The following is a 14,066-nucleotide window of genomic DNA, read 5'->3' as shown; positions in this document are numbered from 1 at the left end:
ACATTGGCCAAATCGAACCCGTGGCCGGCATAGCTGAACAGCGGGAGAGCGCGCCAATGGGGTCGAAGCAGGCGTGGTTTTTCCGCCTGCCCGAGCGCCCCATGGTGCGGTAGGCCCGCTTACACCGAATCCCGAATCGAGCCGGATTCATGTTAAAGCGTGATCGCGCAAAGGATTAGCGATGATAAATAGTCTCGACGCCTTCTTCGTCGTCGTCATCCCAGTCATCTTCAAGATCGTCGTCTTCCACTTCGATAGCCGATTCTTCAAGCTGTTCGCGATGGTAATCATCCCACTTGAACTCGACTTTCTCCGGCACCACCTCTTCCGCGGGCTGCTCTTTCGGATGCGCGTTGATAAAAGACATCACGTCCCAGCACAGCGCCTTCACCCCATGGCGATTGGCCGCGGAAATGATATAGAACTGATCTTTCCAATCCAGTGCCGCGGCAATAGTCTTGGCGCGCCGGTCCGCTTCATCCGCGTCCAGCAGATCGAGCTTGTTGAATACCAGCCAGCGAGGTTTCTCAGACAATTTTTCGCTGTACCGCTCCAGTTCTTTCACGATGATCTTGGCATTTTCCACCGGATCCGATTCATCCACCGGCGCCAAATCGATCAGATGCAACAGCACCCGGCAACGCTCAAGATGTTTCAGGAAACGAATACCCAGCCCGGCGCCGTCCGCGGCACCTTCGATTAACCCGGGGATATCGGCCACCACAAAGCTTTGTTCGTTATCCATCCGCACCACGCCCAGACTCGGCACCAGCGTGGTAAAAGGATAATCGGCCACTTTGGGTTTGGCGGCGGAAACCGCGCGGATAAAGGTGGATTTACCGGCGTTGGGCAGTCCCAGCATACCGACATCCGCCAAGAGCAGCAGCTCAAGCTGCAGCTGGCGGTTCTCTCCGGCGGTACCGTCGCTTTTCTGCCGGGGCGCCCGATTGACCGAGGATTTGAAGCGGGCATTGCCCAGACCGTGGAAGCCCCCCTTCGCCACCATCAAAAGCTGTCCATGGCGGGTCATATCCCCCATGATTTCGCCGGTATCCTGATCGAGGATCCGCGTGCCCACCGGGAGTTTAATCGTGATATCTTTTCCGCGCTTACCGGTACAGTCCCGGCTTTGGCCGTTTTGGCCGCGCTCGGCGCGAAAGGATCTCTCGAAGCGATAATCGATAAGCGTATTAAGATTTTCGTCCGCCAGAGCGTAGACGTCGCCGCCGTCGCCGCCGTCACCGCCGTCCGGTCCACCGTTGGGAATATATTTTTCCCGGCGGAAACTAACGCAGCCGTTGCCGCCGTCACCCGCGACCACCAGTATGGCGGCCTCATCTACAAACTTCATGGGAACTCTCCGTCATTCATTTGCCGCGCGGCTCAACAGGCAGCGCAGGTCTCGATTTGGCCCGCCCAGGCCACCAGCGATGGCCGGCCGCGGAAAACATCGCGCCGGCAACCACCACAAATGCGCCGATATAGCCGACGACATTTAATGTCGGAGCGGCAAAATAATCCGGCCAGAGCAGGGACAGTAAATCTGAAAAAAACAGGGTAAACAATGGCGTCAACGTCACGATGGCGCTAACCTGCGCCGCCTGCCAGCGGGCCATGGCTTCTGCCAGCGCGCCATAACCGATAAGGGTATTGGCGCCACAGAATAATAAACAGGCAACCTGCCAGCCGCTTAAGTGCAGCACCGCCAAAGGCTTTGTCAACGTGGTTAACGCTATTGTACACAAAACATACAGCAAAAACAGGATCTGTTGCGATGCCAGGCGCCGCAGCATAACTTTCTGCGCCACACCGTAACAGACCCAGACCACCGAGGCGCATACCCCCAGAATCACACCGAGGGTGTAATCCGTCAGCCGGGTGAAAATTTCAATCAGGCTGGTATTAAAAAACATCACCAGCCCGCTAATCAGCATGATCGCGCCAATCACCTGGGTAATACGCATCCGCTCTTTCAAAATGAATACGCTTGCCAGCATCATGCCCACCGGCGAAAGCTGGCCTATTACCTGGGAAGCCGTGGGGCTAAGATACTGGAGCGATGAACTGAAAAGAATAAAGTTTCCCAGCAAGCCGCCGGTGGCAACCAGCAGCAGCAGCAGCCAGCGCCAGCGAAAGAACACTCTCAGGGGCGGCAATTGCCGCCGGGGCCCCAGGATGAACAGCAGCCCGATTCCCGCTATCAAAAACCGATACCAAACCACGGTATAGGGTTCCATATCGGTAAGAACCTGCTTCATGGCGATAGGCAGCGCGCCCCAGCACATGGCGGTGGTGAGCGCCAACGCAATGCCCACTCCCGCTTGCTGCCCCGCTTTCTGAGTTGTCATCATGAGTGTCTAACGTACAGCTTGACCGGAAAGGAAAGTAAAAAGCCCCGCAACAATTGCGGGGCTTAGCGCTTATGTCAGTACAGACGGATTACGGTACTGACGGATATTGTTGCTATAGGAAAACGAAGAACTTATGCAGCAACGGCAACAATGCTGACAAACTTACGATTCTTCGGTCCCTTGATTTCGAACTGGATTTTACCCGTTGTCAAAGCGAACAGGGTATGGTCTTTACCGCAACCAACGTTGGTGCCGGGATGGAACTTGGTTCCACGCTGGCGAACAATGATGCTGCCCGCCAATACTTGTTCACCGCCGAAACGCTTAACGCCCAGGCGTTTGCTTTCTGAGTCGCGACCGTTACGAGTCGAGCCGCCAGCCTTTTTGTGTGCCATGAGTGTAGTCCTCTCTGTTAGGCGCCGATACCGGTAATTTTCACGTCAGTAAACCACTGACGATGGCCTTGTTGCTTACGATAGTGTTTACGGCGACGAAATTTAACAATCGTCACCTTGTCACCACGACCATGAGCAACCACTTCGGCTTTTACCTTTCCGCCACTGACGAAAGGAACGCCAATCTGGATATCTTCACCATTGGCAATCATCATAACCTGGTCAAACTCAATAGTTTCACCTGTTGCGATGTCCAGTTTTTCCAGGCGAACGGTCTGCCCTTCACTGACCCGGTGTTGTTTACCACCACTTTGGAAAACCGCGTACATAAAAAACTCCGCTTTCCGCGCACTCAACTTATATTCGTCCACAGTGCGCTATAAATATTCACAATAGGGCGCGAATTCTACGCAAAAAACCGGCCTATGACAAGTGCAGAATACATACAGACTACGAAAAAGTGACTGGTTACGTCTCCGTCATTTATCTCTTGCCATTTTCAAGTACAATCAGTAACACAGTTTCTACCATCTGGCTCTATGAGCGGCGTTACTATTCACTTAACGGTAAAATATAAAGCCGAAAGAAAATAATGAACCCTGATCAAATCACAATACTCACCGCGCAGGATATGGCGAAGGTAAATGCGATAATCCTGGAGCAACTGAATTCCGAAGTCGTGCTTATCAATCAGCTCGGCCATTACATCATCAGCGGTGGCGGTAAACGCATCCGTCCGATGATTGCCGTACTGGCGGCGCGAGCCCTGAATTATAAGGGTGATAAGCATATTACCGTGGCCGCTTTGATAGAATTTATTCATACCGCCACCCTGCTCCATGACGATGTGGTGGACGAATCCGATATGCGCCGGGGCAAAGCCACGGCGAACGCGGCTTTCGGCAATGCGGCCAGCGTCCTGGTGGGGGATTTCATTTACACCCGCGCATTCCAGATGATGACCGGACTCGAATCGCTGCGGGTCCTGGCATTGATGGCCGAGGCGGTGAATGTGATTGCCGAGGGCGAGGTCCTGCAACTGATGAACTGCAACGATCCGGATATCACCGTCGAGAGCTATATGCGGGTTATTTACAGCAAAACCGCCCGGCTGTTCGAGGCGGCGTCGCACGCCTCCGCCATATTGGCCGGCGCCACGCCGGAGCAGGAAATCGCTCTGCGGGATTACGGCCGCTACCTGGGTACTTCTTTTCAGCTTATCGACGATCTGCTGGATTACGGCTCGGACGGCAAGACTCTGGGGAAAAACACCGGCGACGACCTTAACGAGGGAAAGCCCACCCTGCCGCTGCTGCACGCCATGCAACACGGCAACGCGGAACAGGCGGCCATGATACGGCAAGCCATTGAGCAGGGTAACGGTCGGCATTTATTGGCGTCGGTATTGGAAACCATGCGTATATGCGGTTCGCTGGATTACACGCGCCAATGCGCGGAAGCGGAAGCGGACAAAGCCATATCCTGTCTCAGCTGCCTTGAACCCTCTCCGTTCCGGCAGGCGTTGGAAAGTTTGGCGCACTCGGCGGTACAACGGCAGTTTTAGTAACTTTTGACACTTCACGGAAATCAGCGACACCGCTGTTTCCAGTTCGCTTACCGCCTGGGCACGATACCCAGGCGCGTCATGAATTTCTCAATCCCTTCCCGCATCACCAGGCTGATGACGTTGCCTCGTTCCTCCGGCAGCAATTGATCATAGATGACCATCCAGGCCGACGCCAGGGGGTCCGCGTTCGGCGAGGAGAGCACCGCGCCGACGCGGTATTCCGGGGCCGGCTGCTCTTTCATCTCGCGCTGCGTCAGCGCCTGCCGCACTTCAGCCGGCAAACTTTCCAATGCATATTCCAGCCCACCGCCCCGCCCGCCGGCGCGAGGCCGCCGATCCCAGTTTTCAAGGCGGGAACGGCCCGTCACCCCCTGCCGGGATTTCGGAAGCCCCCCCACGCCCAAAAGCTCTTTGGTACTAAACCAGGCTTTTTTCATACTGTTGCATTCCAAAATGGGGATGCCCATAGCAAAAATTAATTTTTATTGGAAAATAATTGAAAATCTTTGGGAAATTTGTTGCTATGTATTTTCCATATAACCCCTTTGTTTCCACTTCGTTTGGTTAAATTATGTTATTTATTACATCTATCCACCCTTCGGCTCACAGCAAGGCAATGAACACACATGACTGAATGGAATAACGACTGGCACCCTGCGGATATCATTGCGGCACTGCGTAAACGCGGTACCACCCTGGCGGCGGTTTCACGCGCCGCCGGATTGAGTTCGTCTACCCTGGCCAACGCCTTGACAAGGCCATGGCCCAAAGGCGAATGGCTGATAGCCGATAGATTGGAGATTCATCCGGCGGAGATCTGGCCCAGCCGCTATATCGATCCCAAAACGAATCAGCTGCTGGACAGAAAGAGCCTGATACGCTCACGCTAAACGGCATGGCACATTGTAGGACGAACTCGGTACCGCCCTATCCACCCTAATCCCGATGCAGTTCCGTAGGGGGCTCATCGGGATAATCCAAACGTTTAAGGAGATTAAGCACCCCTTCGCGCAAGATGAACGCCACGACAAAATCACGCTCGGCATCGGAAAGTTGCCGATGAATTTCAATCCAGGTAGGAGAAGGTTCTTGTGTCGATAAAGTATAATCAGGTGAGCTGGCGCGCAGCGTCAGCGTCTTTTTCACCGTTTCCGGCAAACTATACCAGGAATACTCGACAGCTTTTCCTCGCGCGCCTTCGCGTCGCCTCTTTTCCCAACCTTCTTCCCTGGCGCGCCGGTTCAGTCCTTGCCGGGTTTTCGGTAACCCGCCGACGCCGATTAGCTCGTGGGTGGCTACCCATTCCTTTTTTGTTGCCATCATCTACCCTCCTTGTCATGGCGATAAATCGACGCTATCGCCATTTCGCGTCCTTGACCTTAGCCAATAAAAGGGACTGGCCTTCAGCACGTTTCCGTTATGCAAGCCGCTATCCGGTTTAGCAATTACTCCTAACTGTTACGATCATTACAACACAAAAAAAGCGGCAAGTGCTACCGGCTGATTGAAAATTGAGATCAGTGCGGTTTTTTTGTGCGAATAAAACTGAATAGTCATTATTTATCAATCTAATAATGTGCTAACACCTAAGTTTTACGGAGGAGTACGTGACCCATCCTATCATGAAGAAATTGACTGCGGAAGGATCAGGAAATGAGGGAAACCAACGGAAAATAATATCTGAAAACGGTGCGGGGATAGAACATATTACGGGTAATACAAGTTATAGATGCCTTCAATAGCCGACCATAACAAGACCCGCTTACCAGCGTCCGCCCGACAGGCAGGCGGACGTTAAAATGCTATTGATTGACGAATTTTACGCCTAATTCAATATCTTTTTTCAATACGTCCTGCATTTGCTCCAGGGCCTGTTGTTCAAACGCACTCAACGGGCCAATGGGCAGAAGTTCCGACAAGCCCTGTTTTCCCAGTAACAGCGGTTGGGCGAAGAAACGCGTGTATTCGCCGTCGCCTTCAACATAAGCGCATTCCACCACATTTTTTTCACCTTGCAACGCCCGCACCAACGATAAGCCGAAACGCGCCGCGGCCTGTCCCATTGAGAGGGTAGCCGATCCGCCGCCGGCTTTGGCTTCCACCACTTCGGTACCGGCATTCTGGATACGCTTGGTTAAATCGGCCACTTCCTGATCGCTAAACGAGATGCCGTTAAGCTGGGAAAGCAAAGGCAGGATAGTCACGCCGGAGTGGCCGCCGATAACCCGCACTTCAACATCTTCCGGCGACAGTCCTTTCAACTCGGCGACAAAAGTATTGGAACGAATAATATCGAGGGTCGAAATGCCAAATAGCTTGCGTTTGTCATAGACACCGGCTTTTTTCAGCGTCTCGGCGGCAATGGCCACCGTGGTATTAACCGGATTGGTAATGATGCCTATCAAAGCGGCCGGACAAGCTTTGGCCACTTGGCTGATCAGATTGCGTACGATACCTGCGTTGACGTTGAAAAGATCCGAACGATCCATGCCGGGCTTACGAGCAACCCCCGCGGAAATCAACACAATATCGGCGCCTTCCAGCGCCGGCGTCGCATCTTCGCCACCGTAACCCTTGATTTTCACCGGGGTCGGTATATGGCTCAGATCAACTGCCACACCGGGAGTTACCGGGGCAATATCATACAGAGAGAGTTCGGAACCTGAGGGAAGCTGAGTTTTAAGCAATAGGGCAAGCGCTTGGCCAATGCCGCCCGCTGCACCGAGAACTGCGACTTTCATTCGGATCTCCTTATTATAATAGGGAAAATTTAATGCCGACGAATCATCTGCTTAAGATCATAGAGAGATAAACGGGTAAAAACAAATCACCGATCCCAAATTTGAGAGTTGACACATTAATTTACCTAAACCTGACCGGTTAACGACCAGAAGTGGAAATCAACGTGCCGGCTAAGGGGTCCCGGCGCCTTATTGCCCGTGCTTCCCATTCACATTACACCGATTGGAGTGGTCAAAACAACAGCAATTTGATAACAATTTCTTTACTTTTTTAAACAGAAAAAGGCGAACCTGGTAAAAGTTAAATTGCATACATATTGTTCCCGTTGCGACGTAAGCGGCTATTTAAGACCCTTCTCACTTCCTCATAGCAACCCTATTGCATAAAAATGCATTTTTATGCATAATCATGTGCGATTTTCCCCAACGATTTTGGTAAAATATGCGCAATCACTCAAAACAAGAAGAATTGGTTAAAGCGTTTAAGGCTTTACTTAAAGAAGAGAAATTCAGTTCTCAAGGAGAGATCGTTCTGGCGCTCCAGGACGATGGGTATGAGAATATCAACCAATCCAAAGTATCGCGGATGTTGACTAAATTCGGCGCCGTCCGTACCCGCAACGCGAAAATGGAAATGGTCTATTGCCTGCCCGCGGAGATGGGAGTCCCCACCACAACCAGTCCGTTGAAAAATTTGGTTTTGGATGTCGATCACAACGACGCGGTAGTGGTTATCCATACCAGCCCCGGTGCCGCCCAGCTCATTGCCCGCTTGCTGGACTCGTTGGGGAAATCCGAGGGCATTCTGGGTACCATTGCCGGCGACGACACCATTTTCACCACTCCGGCCCGTGGATTTAGCGTCAAGCAGCTTTATGAAGCCATCTTAGTGCTATTCGAGCAGGAGTTGTAGGGTCCTGCTTTTCCCGGCTTAAGCCGCTGCTCAGCTGAAACATAACCCTGATTTCGGACGCATGGCTTGTAAGACCCGGCATTGATTGATTTGCAATCCGCCGCCGATGTCCTCCAATTCTCCTCAGGGGGCACGCTAAATACTGCCCCTTTCCGCCCGTGTTATCCACATGCCCTCAACGTTAGCACTTTTGGCTAAAGTGATTTATCGTTTTGAATTTACAAATAATTAACATTATCTGCTCGATATTTAACCTGTTTTAATCACTTTTACTTATATCTTCTTGCAAAGAAAGCTTAATGTTTCATATATAACTATGAGCATACTATTAATAACGACAGTTATTAGTGTATACTTAGTTCCGTGATGAATATCACGCTTTGCATTGGGTAATATGAAATGTAAAGAATTAAGAGAGGTGAAATTGATGAAAATGAAAACTGCTGTTTCTCTGATGACCGTGATGTCAGCCCTGTCCTTCGGCGCATTCGCCGCGGAATCTATTTCGATGGAACAGGCCAAAGGATTACAACCCATGGGTACCGTAAGCGCCGGCGGGATTGATGCCTCACCTTCGGATATCCATCAGGCGCTGAATGACGCCGCCGATGCCAAGGGCGCAAAAGCCTACCGGATTATTGAAGCGCGCCAAGGCGATAACTGGCATACCACCGCCGAGCTTTACAAGTAAGCCGGGCGAAGCTTTGATGACGCGTTCCGCTACAGTTTAAGAATACCGGCTGAGCCACGGCCGTAAGTACGATTTAACATTTAGAATAGAAGTCAACGCCATCAGTGTTGCAGTCGCCCTCAGTTATTCTGTGTCCAGTAATAACCAGACTGCCATTGATGTTTCCCTCGTCGTCCTGTCCGACGAACTTCGCCCCCGCTCGCGGGGGCTTTTTTTTGGCCGGCGGGTGGTTTGCACTTCTCGCACCCCCGCCCCGCCTTATTGGCTATGAATGAATGCGGCAGCAACGTGAAGCGGCAATAACCGATTCAGACCGCCAGACCGGCTTTGATATTCAATTGCGCCAGCAGTTTTTCATGAATCCCGCCGAAGCCGCCGTTGCTCATTACCAAAATATAGTCGCCGGGCTGTGAGATTTTCACAATCATATCCACAAGGGTATCCACATCGGCACTCCAATGCGCCGGCTGGACGCAGGCTTCCGCGACTTCACTCACCTGCCAGGGAATATGCTGCGGCTGGAATAAAAAAACTTCGTCGGCCCTGCCCAGGGAAGGCGCCAATTCATTCTTGTTCAGCCCCATTTTCATGGTGTTGGAACGGGGTTCAAGCACCGCCAAGATGCGTGCCGTGCCGCCTACCTTGCTGCGCAGCGCCGCCAGGGTCGCCAATATCGCGGTGGGATGATGGGCGAAATCGTCATAAAGCTTCACCCCATTGGCGGTGCCCTTCAGCTCCAGCCGCCGCCGGGCGTTAATAAAGGTGGCCAGGGCCCGGCACGCGTCAGCCGGTTGCACACCCACATGCCTGGCGGCGGCGATCGCCATCAGCGCATTGTGCATATTGTGTTCACCCACCAAATCCCAATGGACTTCCCCTACCATGTCGCCCTGCAACAGGACCTGGAATACGCTGGCGTCCGGTGCGATTTTTTTGGCTCGCCAGCTGTTGTCTTCGCCGATAAATTCCTGTTCGCTCCAGCACCCCATGGCCATGACCTGCTTCAGGTGGGGATCGTTATCCGGCAGAATGATTTTGCCTTTTCCCGGCACCAGCCTCACCAGATGATGGAACTGCTTCTGAATGGCTTTCAGATCGTCGAAAATATCCGCATGATCGAACTCGAGGTTATTGAGCAGCAGCGTCCGCGGACAGTAGTGCAGGAATTTGGAGCGCTTGTCGAAAAACGCACAGTCATATTCATCCGCCTCCACCACAAAAAACGGGCTGCTGCCCAAACGGGCGGAAACGGTGAAGTTGCCCGGCACGCCGCCGATGACGAACCCAGGCTGATAACCGCACACCTCGAGAATCCAGGTAATCATCCCGGCGGTGGTGGTTTTGCCGTGCGTACCGGCGACGGCAATCACCCAGCGTTGCTGGAGAACCTGATCGTGCAGCCACTGGGGACCGGATACATAACGGATACCCCGTTCCAGCACCGCTTCCACGCAGGGGTTGCCGCGGCTCATGGCATTACCGATGATGACCAGCTCCGGTTCCGGCTCCAGTTGAACCGGATCATAACCCTTGATGAGTTGAATGCCTTGTTCCTGCAGCAGCGTGCTCATGGGAGGATAGACATTATCATCGGACCCGGTCACCTCATGTCCCAGGGCACGGGCCAGCATGGCCACACCGCCCATAAACGTGCCGCAGATACCGAGAATATGTATGCGCATAATTTTTCCATTTTTTAACAACGAACTGCGGCACATTCTACCGCTGCGGCCGATTGATATAAACGAATTTGATGATGTACTTGCATTCGTTTAAGCTAAACTGCTACTAGTGATACCGTGGCAAATCGATAATACCGCTTTTCATCCGCGGCAACAGTGTCTTCTTTTGTTCAGGGAATGTGTTATGAAAACGTTAGGCGAATTTATTGTTGAGAAGCAGCATGAGTTTCCCCATGCCACCGGCGAACTTACCGCGCTGCTTTCCGCTATAAAATTGGGTGCCAAAATCATTCATCGCGATATCAACACCGCGGGATTGGTTGATATTTTGGGCACCAGCGGCGTGTCCAATATCCAGGGCGAAGTTCAGATGAAACTCGACCTGTTCGCCAATGAAAAGCTGAAAGCGGCGTTGAAAGCCAGGGGACAAGTGGCGGGCATCGCTTCCGAAGAGGAAGACGAGATCGTTATTTTTGACGGCGGTCGTTCATCCAGCGGCAAATATGTGGTGCTGATGGATCCCTTGGATGGTTCCTCCAACATCGACGTCAACGTGTCGGTAGGCACTATTTTTTCCATTTATCGCCGGATTTCTCCCATCGGCACGCCGATTACCGAAGCGGATTTCCTGCAGCCCGGCAATAAGCAGGTGGCGGCGGGTTATGTGGTGTACGGCTCTTCCACCATGCTGGTTTACACGACCGGCTGCGGCGTGCACGCCTTCACCTACGATCCTTCCATCGGTGTGTTTTGCCTTTCCCACGAAAGCGTGCGCTTCCCGGCGACCGGCAATATGTATTCCATTAACGAAGGAAATTACATCAAATTTCCCACCGGCGTTAAAAAATACATTAAATATTGTCAGGAGATGGATGCCGCGACCCACCGCCCCTATACCTCCCGGTATATCGGCTCCCTGGTATCCGACTTCCATCGTAACCTGCTGAAGGGGGGTATTTATCTGTATCCCAGCACCGCAAGCTACCCGGAGGGCAAACTGCGTTTGCTGTACGAATGCAACCCCATGGCCTTCCTGGCCGAGCAGGCGGGCGGCAAAGCCAGTGACGGTAAATACCGCATTTTGGATATCACGCCGGAAAAACTGCACCAGCGTTCGCCCTTTTTTGTCGGCACAGAGTCCATGGTTAATGACGCAGAGCGGTTTATGCGCGATTTTCCCGACCAATAAGCGGATATAGGCTCTTGAGATAGGCATGCGGCTCCCGCCGCCAGGAGTGCCTAATCGCTTGCATGCCCCCGGGAGGGGGCTTTCAGATAGTTGACTCACTACCCGCAGCCAATAATTTCCCACTGAAAAAACCTGTCATGCAGACCGCCGGCGGCATAAGTTCATCAGACGCTGGAGTCTCTATTTCTCGGGGCGATGAACACAGTGCCCAGCGCGACCACAACCACTTCGTTCCATCCGGAATCCTGTTACCCTTTGGTCTTTGAACCTCTCTGAGCTTGGCATTCGAGGGCTGCCTTCGCGACGTTTTCCAGACGTCTTTCCGGGTGTGGCCTGGCCTCGCGGCAGCCGCGTCAACCTGTCTTCTTTGCCGCTTGTGCCTCCGCCGCGCGGGCGAGGCGTTCGACCCATTCCTGGTGATAGCGGAAGAGCGCCCCGGGATGCTTGAGGCCCAGTTCCTCCAGAAAGAAGGGACCCTGCTGCGTTTCTTCGGTCAGCACATGGCAGCCATCGCCGGTGGGCGTGATGACCCAGCCGTGATATGCGCTCGAACCGGTCTGATCGCCATCCACCACCGTCGCCCACGCGAGCCTTTGGTAGGGCACACACTCCGTCACGACGAGGCTCATGGGGAACCCGACCGTCACCCGGCTGTATTGAATTCCGAGCGCCAGTTCCGGCCCTCCGGACAGGATCTTGACCTGATCTTCGGGCGGGAAGTAGCTCGACCAATTCCCGGCGTCCACCAGCAGTTTCCACACCACTTCAGGGGGCGCCTTCACGTCAATGTCGTTGAGGGCGTAAATGGCCGACGTTTTCGGGTCATAGCGCTCGGGCCAAATGACATGGTCGTACATAATCACGCCTCCCTCTTGAACAGGTCCTGGAAGATGAGGGGCGCCCAGCTCTTGTCCCGCGCCTGCACCAGCTGACCGCCTTGTGCCAACGTGCCGAGACTGACCGGCGCATAGCCGAGTCGACGGACCAGGGCGGTCACCGTCGCGACGGCGCTTTCGTCATCGCCCGACACAAAGATCACCCGGTGGCCCCCGGCGATCGCGGGATCCTGCGCGAGCACACCTGCGGGCAAATGATTGAATGCCTTCACGAGGTGAGCGCCAGGCAGCGCCTTCGCCACAATCGCCGAGGATAGCTGATTGTCGAGGTCGGACAGCGGCACGCCATAGGCATTGGTGACGTCGATGACGACCTTGCCCTGCCAGGTCGGGAGGGCCTTGGCGACGTCGCGGTGCGACCAGAAAGGGATCGCCAGGATGATCACGTCGGCCTTGAGCGCGTCTTGCAGCGACAGGGGAACCACCTTGTCGCCAAGTTTTTTGGCTATCGACGTGATGGAGTCCGGCCCGCGCCGGTTAGCGATACCGACCGTAATGCCGCTGCGGACGAATTGACCGGCGAGGGCAACGCCGACGCCGCCGCTGCCGATGATGGAATAGCTCATAAAGACTCCTTGGTGGTACGGTCCGGGATCTGCACGCTGCTGAAATAACTGGCAGCCATGCTGCATAGGAAGGAATGGTAGCGATTGGCAATGTATCTGAGAAGACGGTATATTAAGATATAAACCATCTCTATTAGAGATAGAGGATATCCAATGCTTGACGGCGTCTCCCTGGATCAGCTCAGAACCTTCATTGCCGCGGTGGATGAGGGCAGCTTTTCGGCCGCGGCACGCAAGCTCAACCGGGTTCAGTCAGCGGTGAGCGGCTGGGTCGGCGGATTGGAAGACCAAATAGGGGTCATACTCTTTGACCGCTCGGGCCGGTTACCGAAGCTCACGCCGGAGGGAGTGCTGCTGCTCGCAGACGCCCGCAATATCGTCTCCGGGGTGGATAGGCTGAAGGCGCGCGCCAGGCTCATGACATCGGGCGTCGAGGCGGAACTCTCGGTGGTTATTGACGTGTTCTTCCCCACCGGCGTGGTCAGCGCCGTCGCGAAAGACTTCGCGAGCCGGTTTCCATTGACGCCGCTGCGCCTGTTCGTCGAAGCCCTGGGAGCGGCCTATCAGCCTGTCCTGGACGGCAGATGCAGCCTGGGCATCCTTCCGCCGCTGCCGCAGGAATTTCCATCATTGGTGAGCGAGCGACTGGGGGAATTGCCGTTGGTCGCCGTGGCTTCGCCATGTCATCCGCTCGCGAGCTTTGGCCATCGGATACCACGGCGCGAGCTGGCGAAACATGTACAGCTTGTGCTCACGGATCGATCCGATCTCACGGCCGGCCGGAACTTCGGCGTCGCATCGCCGTCGACCTGGCGTCTGGCTGATTTGTCCACCAAATATGCGTTTCTCAAGGACTGCGTGGGATGGGGGGGAATGCCCCTGCATATGGTGGAGAGAGACATCGCCGCAGGCACGCTGGTGGTGCTGGATGTGGATGACATGCCGCGCACCGGTTTTATCTTGACGATGTCCGCTTTTCACCGGCCTTCGCAACCCCCGGGGCCCGCGGGTAAATGGTTCGTTGACCGCCTGAAGGCCTTGTGGCGGCAGCCCGATGCCGTCCAGGCGCCGTGAT

Annotated in this window: 16 protein-coding genes; 6 read left to right on the top strand and 10 right to left on the bottom strand. The window is 54.1% G+C overall.

The genetic code is table 11. The features are described from left to right. Positions 1–175: 175 nt before the first annotated feature. The 4 genes from cgtA to rplU form a co-directional block, all read right to left on the bottom strand. A complete protein-coding gene (gene cgtA, locus HB631_RS07320; RefSeq protein WP_213990482.1) occupies positions 176–1,351 on the bottom strand; it encodes an Obg family GTPase CgtA in 1,176 nt (391 codons plus the stop codon). A 16-nt stretch (positions 1,352–1,367) separates the two neighbouring features. Then, complete coding sequence (locus HB631_RS07315; RefSeq protein ID WP_213990561.1) at positions 1,368–2,348, bottom strand: DMT family transporter; 981 nt, start codon at positions 2,346–2,348, stop codon at positions 1,368–1,370. Positions 2,349–2,482: 134 nt separating this feature from the next. Further along, entirely contained in the window at positions 2,483–2,746 is a 264-nt protein-coding gene (gene rpmA, locus HB631_RS07310) for a 50S ribosomal protein L27 (RefSeq protein WP_213990481.1), read from the bottom strand. Positions 2,747–2,763: 17 nt separating this feature from the next. Next, on the bottom strand, positions 2,764–3,075 hold the full coding sequence (gene rplU, locus HB631_RS07305; RefSeq protein WP_213990480.1) for a 50S ribosomal protein L21: 312 nt from the start codon (positions 3,073–3,075) through the stop codon (positions 2,764–2,766). Positions 3,076–3,338: 263 nt separating this feature from the next. On the opposite strand from rplU, the gene ispB reads away from it, so the two are divergent. Beyond that, positions 3,339–4,310: an octaprenyl diphosphate synthase gene (gene ispB / locus HB631_RS07300; protein ID WP_213990479.1), complete on the top strand. Its 972-nt coding sequence runs from the start codon at positions 3,339–3,341 to the stop codon at positions 4,308–4,310. A gap of 50 nt (positions 4,311–4,360) precedes the next feature. On the opposite strand, the gene HB631_RS07295 is transcribed toward ispB, so the two are convergent. Beyond that, positions 4,361–4,750 (bottom strand): DNA-binding protein, encoded by a 390-nt coding sequence (locus HB631_RS07295; protein ID WP_213990478.1) that lies wholly within the window; start codon positions 4,748–4,750, stop codon positions 4,361–4,363. Positions 4,751–4,939: 189 nt separating this feature from the next. Here HB631_RS07295 and HB631_RS07290 point away from each other — a divergent pair, with 189 nt between their 5' ends. Next, positions 4,940–5,203 carry a helix-turn-helix transcriptional regulator gene (locus HB631_RS07290; RefSeq protein ID WP_213990477.1) on the top strand — a complete coding sequence of 88 codons (264 nt, stop codon included), beginning with the start codon at positions 4,940–4,942 and terminating at the stop codon, positions 5,201–5,203. A 46-nt stretch (positions 5,204–5,249) separates the two neighbouring features. Here the strand turns inward: HB631_RS07290 and HB631_RS07285 are convergent, their stop codons facing one another. Next, positions 5,250–5,633, bottom strand: coding sequence for a DNA-binding protein (locus tag HB631_RS07285; RefSeq protein WP_213990560.1), 384 nt, complete (start codon positions 5,631–5,633; stop codon positions 5,250–5,252). Positions 5,634–6,115: 482 nt separating this feature from the next. Further along, the gene (mdh, locus tag HB631_RS07280; protein WP_213990476.1) at positions 6,116–7,054 is read right to left on the bottom strand and encodes a malate dehydrogenase; all 939 of its coding nucleotides are present in this window, start codon (positions 7,052–7,054) and stop codon (positions 6,116–6,118) included. A 442-nt stretch (positions 7,055–7,496) separates the two neighbouring features. Here mdh and argR point away from each other — a divergent pair, with 442 nt between their 5' ends. Further along, on the top strand, positions 7,497–7,967 hold the full coding sequence (gene argR, locus HB631_RS07275) for a transcriptional regulator ArgR (RefSeq protein WP_213990475.1): 471 nt from the start codon (positions 7,497–7,499) through the stop codon (positions 7,965–7,967). Positions 7,968–8,394: 427 nt separating this feature from the next. Continuing rightward, positions 8,395–8,658: a peroxide/acid stress response protein YhcN gene (yhcN, locus tag HB631_RS07270; protein ID WP_213990474.1), complete on the top strand. Its 264-nt coding sequence runs from the start codon at positions 8,395–8,397 to the stop codon at positions 8,656–8,658. A 308-nt stretch (positions 8,659–8,966) separates the two neighbouring features. On the opposite strand, the gene mpl is transcribed toward yhcN, so the two are convergent. Next, positions 8,967–10,340, bottom strand: coding sequence for a UDP-N-acetylmuramate:L-alanyl-gamma-D-glutamyl-meso-diaminopimelate ligase (mpl, locus tag HB631_RS07265; protein ID WP_213990473.1), 1,374 nt, complete (start codon positions 10,338–10,340; stop codon positions 8,967–8,969). Positions 10,341–10,524: 184 nt separating this feature from the next. On the opposite strand from mpl, the gene fbp reads away from it, so the two are divergent. Beyond that, positions 10,525–11,529 (top strand): class 1 fructose-bisphosphatase, encoded by a 1,005-nt coding sequence (gene fbp, locus HB631_RS07260; protein WP_213990472.1) that lies wholly within the window; start codon positions 10,525–10,527, stop codon positions 11,527–11,529. A 353-nt stretch (positions 11,530–11,882) separates the two neighbouring features. Here the strand turns inward: fbp and HB631_RS07255 are convergent, their stop codons facing one another. Both HB631_RS07255 and HB631_RS07250 read right to left on the bottom strand, forming a co-directional pair. Beyond that, positions 11,883–12,386, bottom strand: coding sequence for an SRPBCC domain-containing protein (locus HB631_RS07255; RefSeq protein WP_213990471.1), 504 nt, complete (start codon positions 12,384–12,386; stop codon positions 11,883–11,885). Between the two features lie 2 nt (positions 12,387–12,388). Beyond that, a complete protein-coding gene (locus HB631_RS07250) occupies positions 12,389–12,991 on the bottom strand; it encodes an NADPH-dependent F420 reductase (protein WP_213990470.1) in 603 nt (200 codons plus the stop codon). Positions 12,992–13,144: 153 nt separating this feature from the next. On the opposite strand from HB631_RS07250, the gene HB631_RS07245 reads away from it, so the two are divergent. Continuing rightward, on the top strand, positions 13,145–14,065 hold the full coding sequence (locus HB631_RS07245; protein WP_213990469.1) for a LysR family transcriptional regulator: 921 nt from the start codon (positions 13,145–13,147) through the stop codon (positions 14,063–14,065). The last annotated feature ends 1 nt before the right edge of the window (position 14,066 follow it).

The organism is Sodalis sp. dw_96, assembly GCF_018449575.1.
Lineage (GTDB): Bacteria > Pseudomonadota > Gammaproteobacteria > Enterobacterales > Enterobacteriaceae > Acerihabitans.
This window is presented reverse-complemented; position numbering and strand designations above follow the sequence as displayed.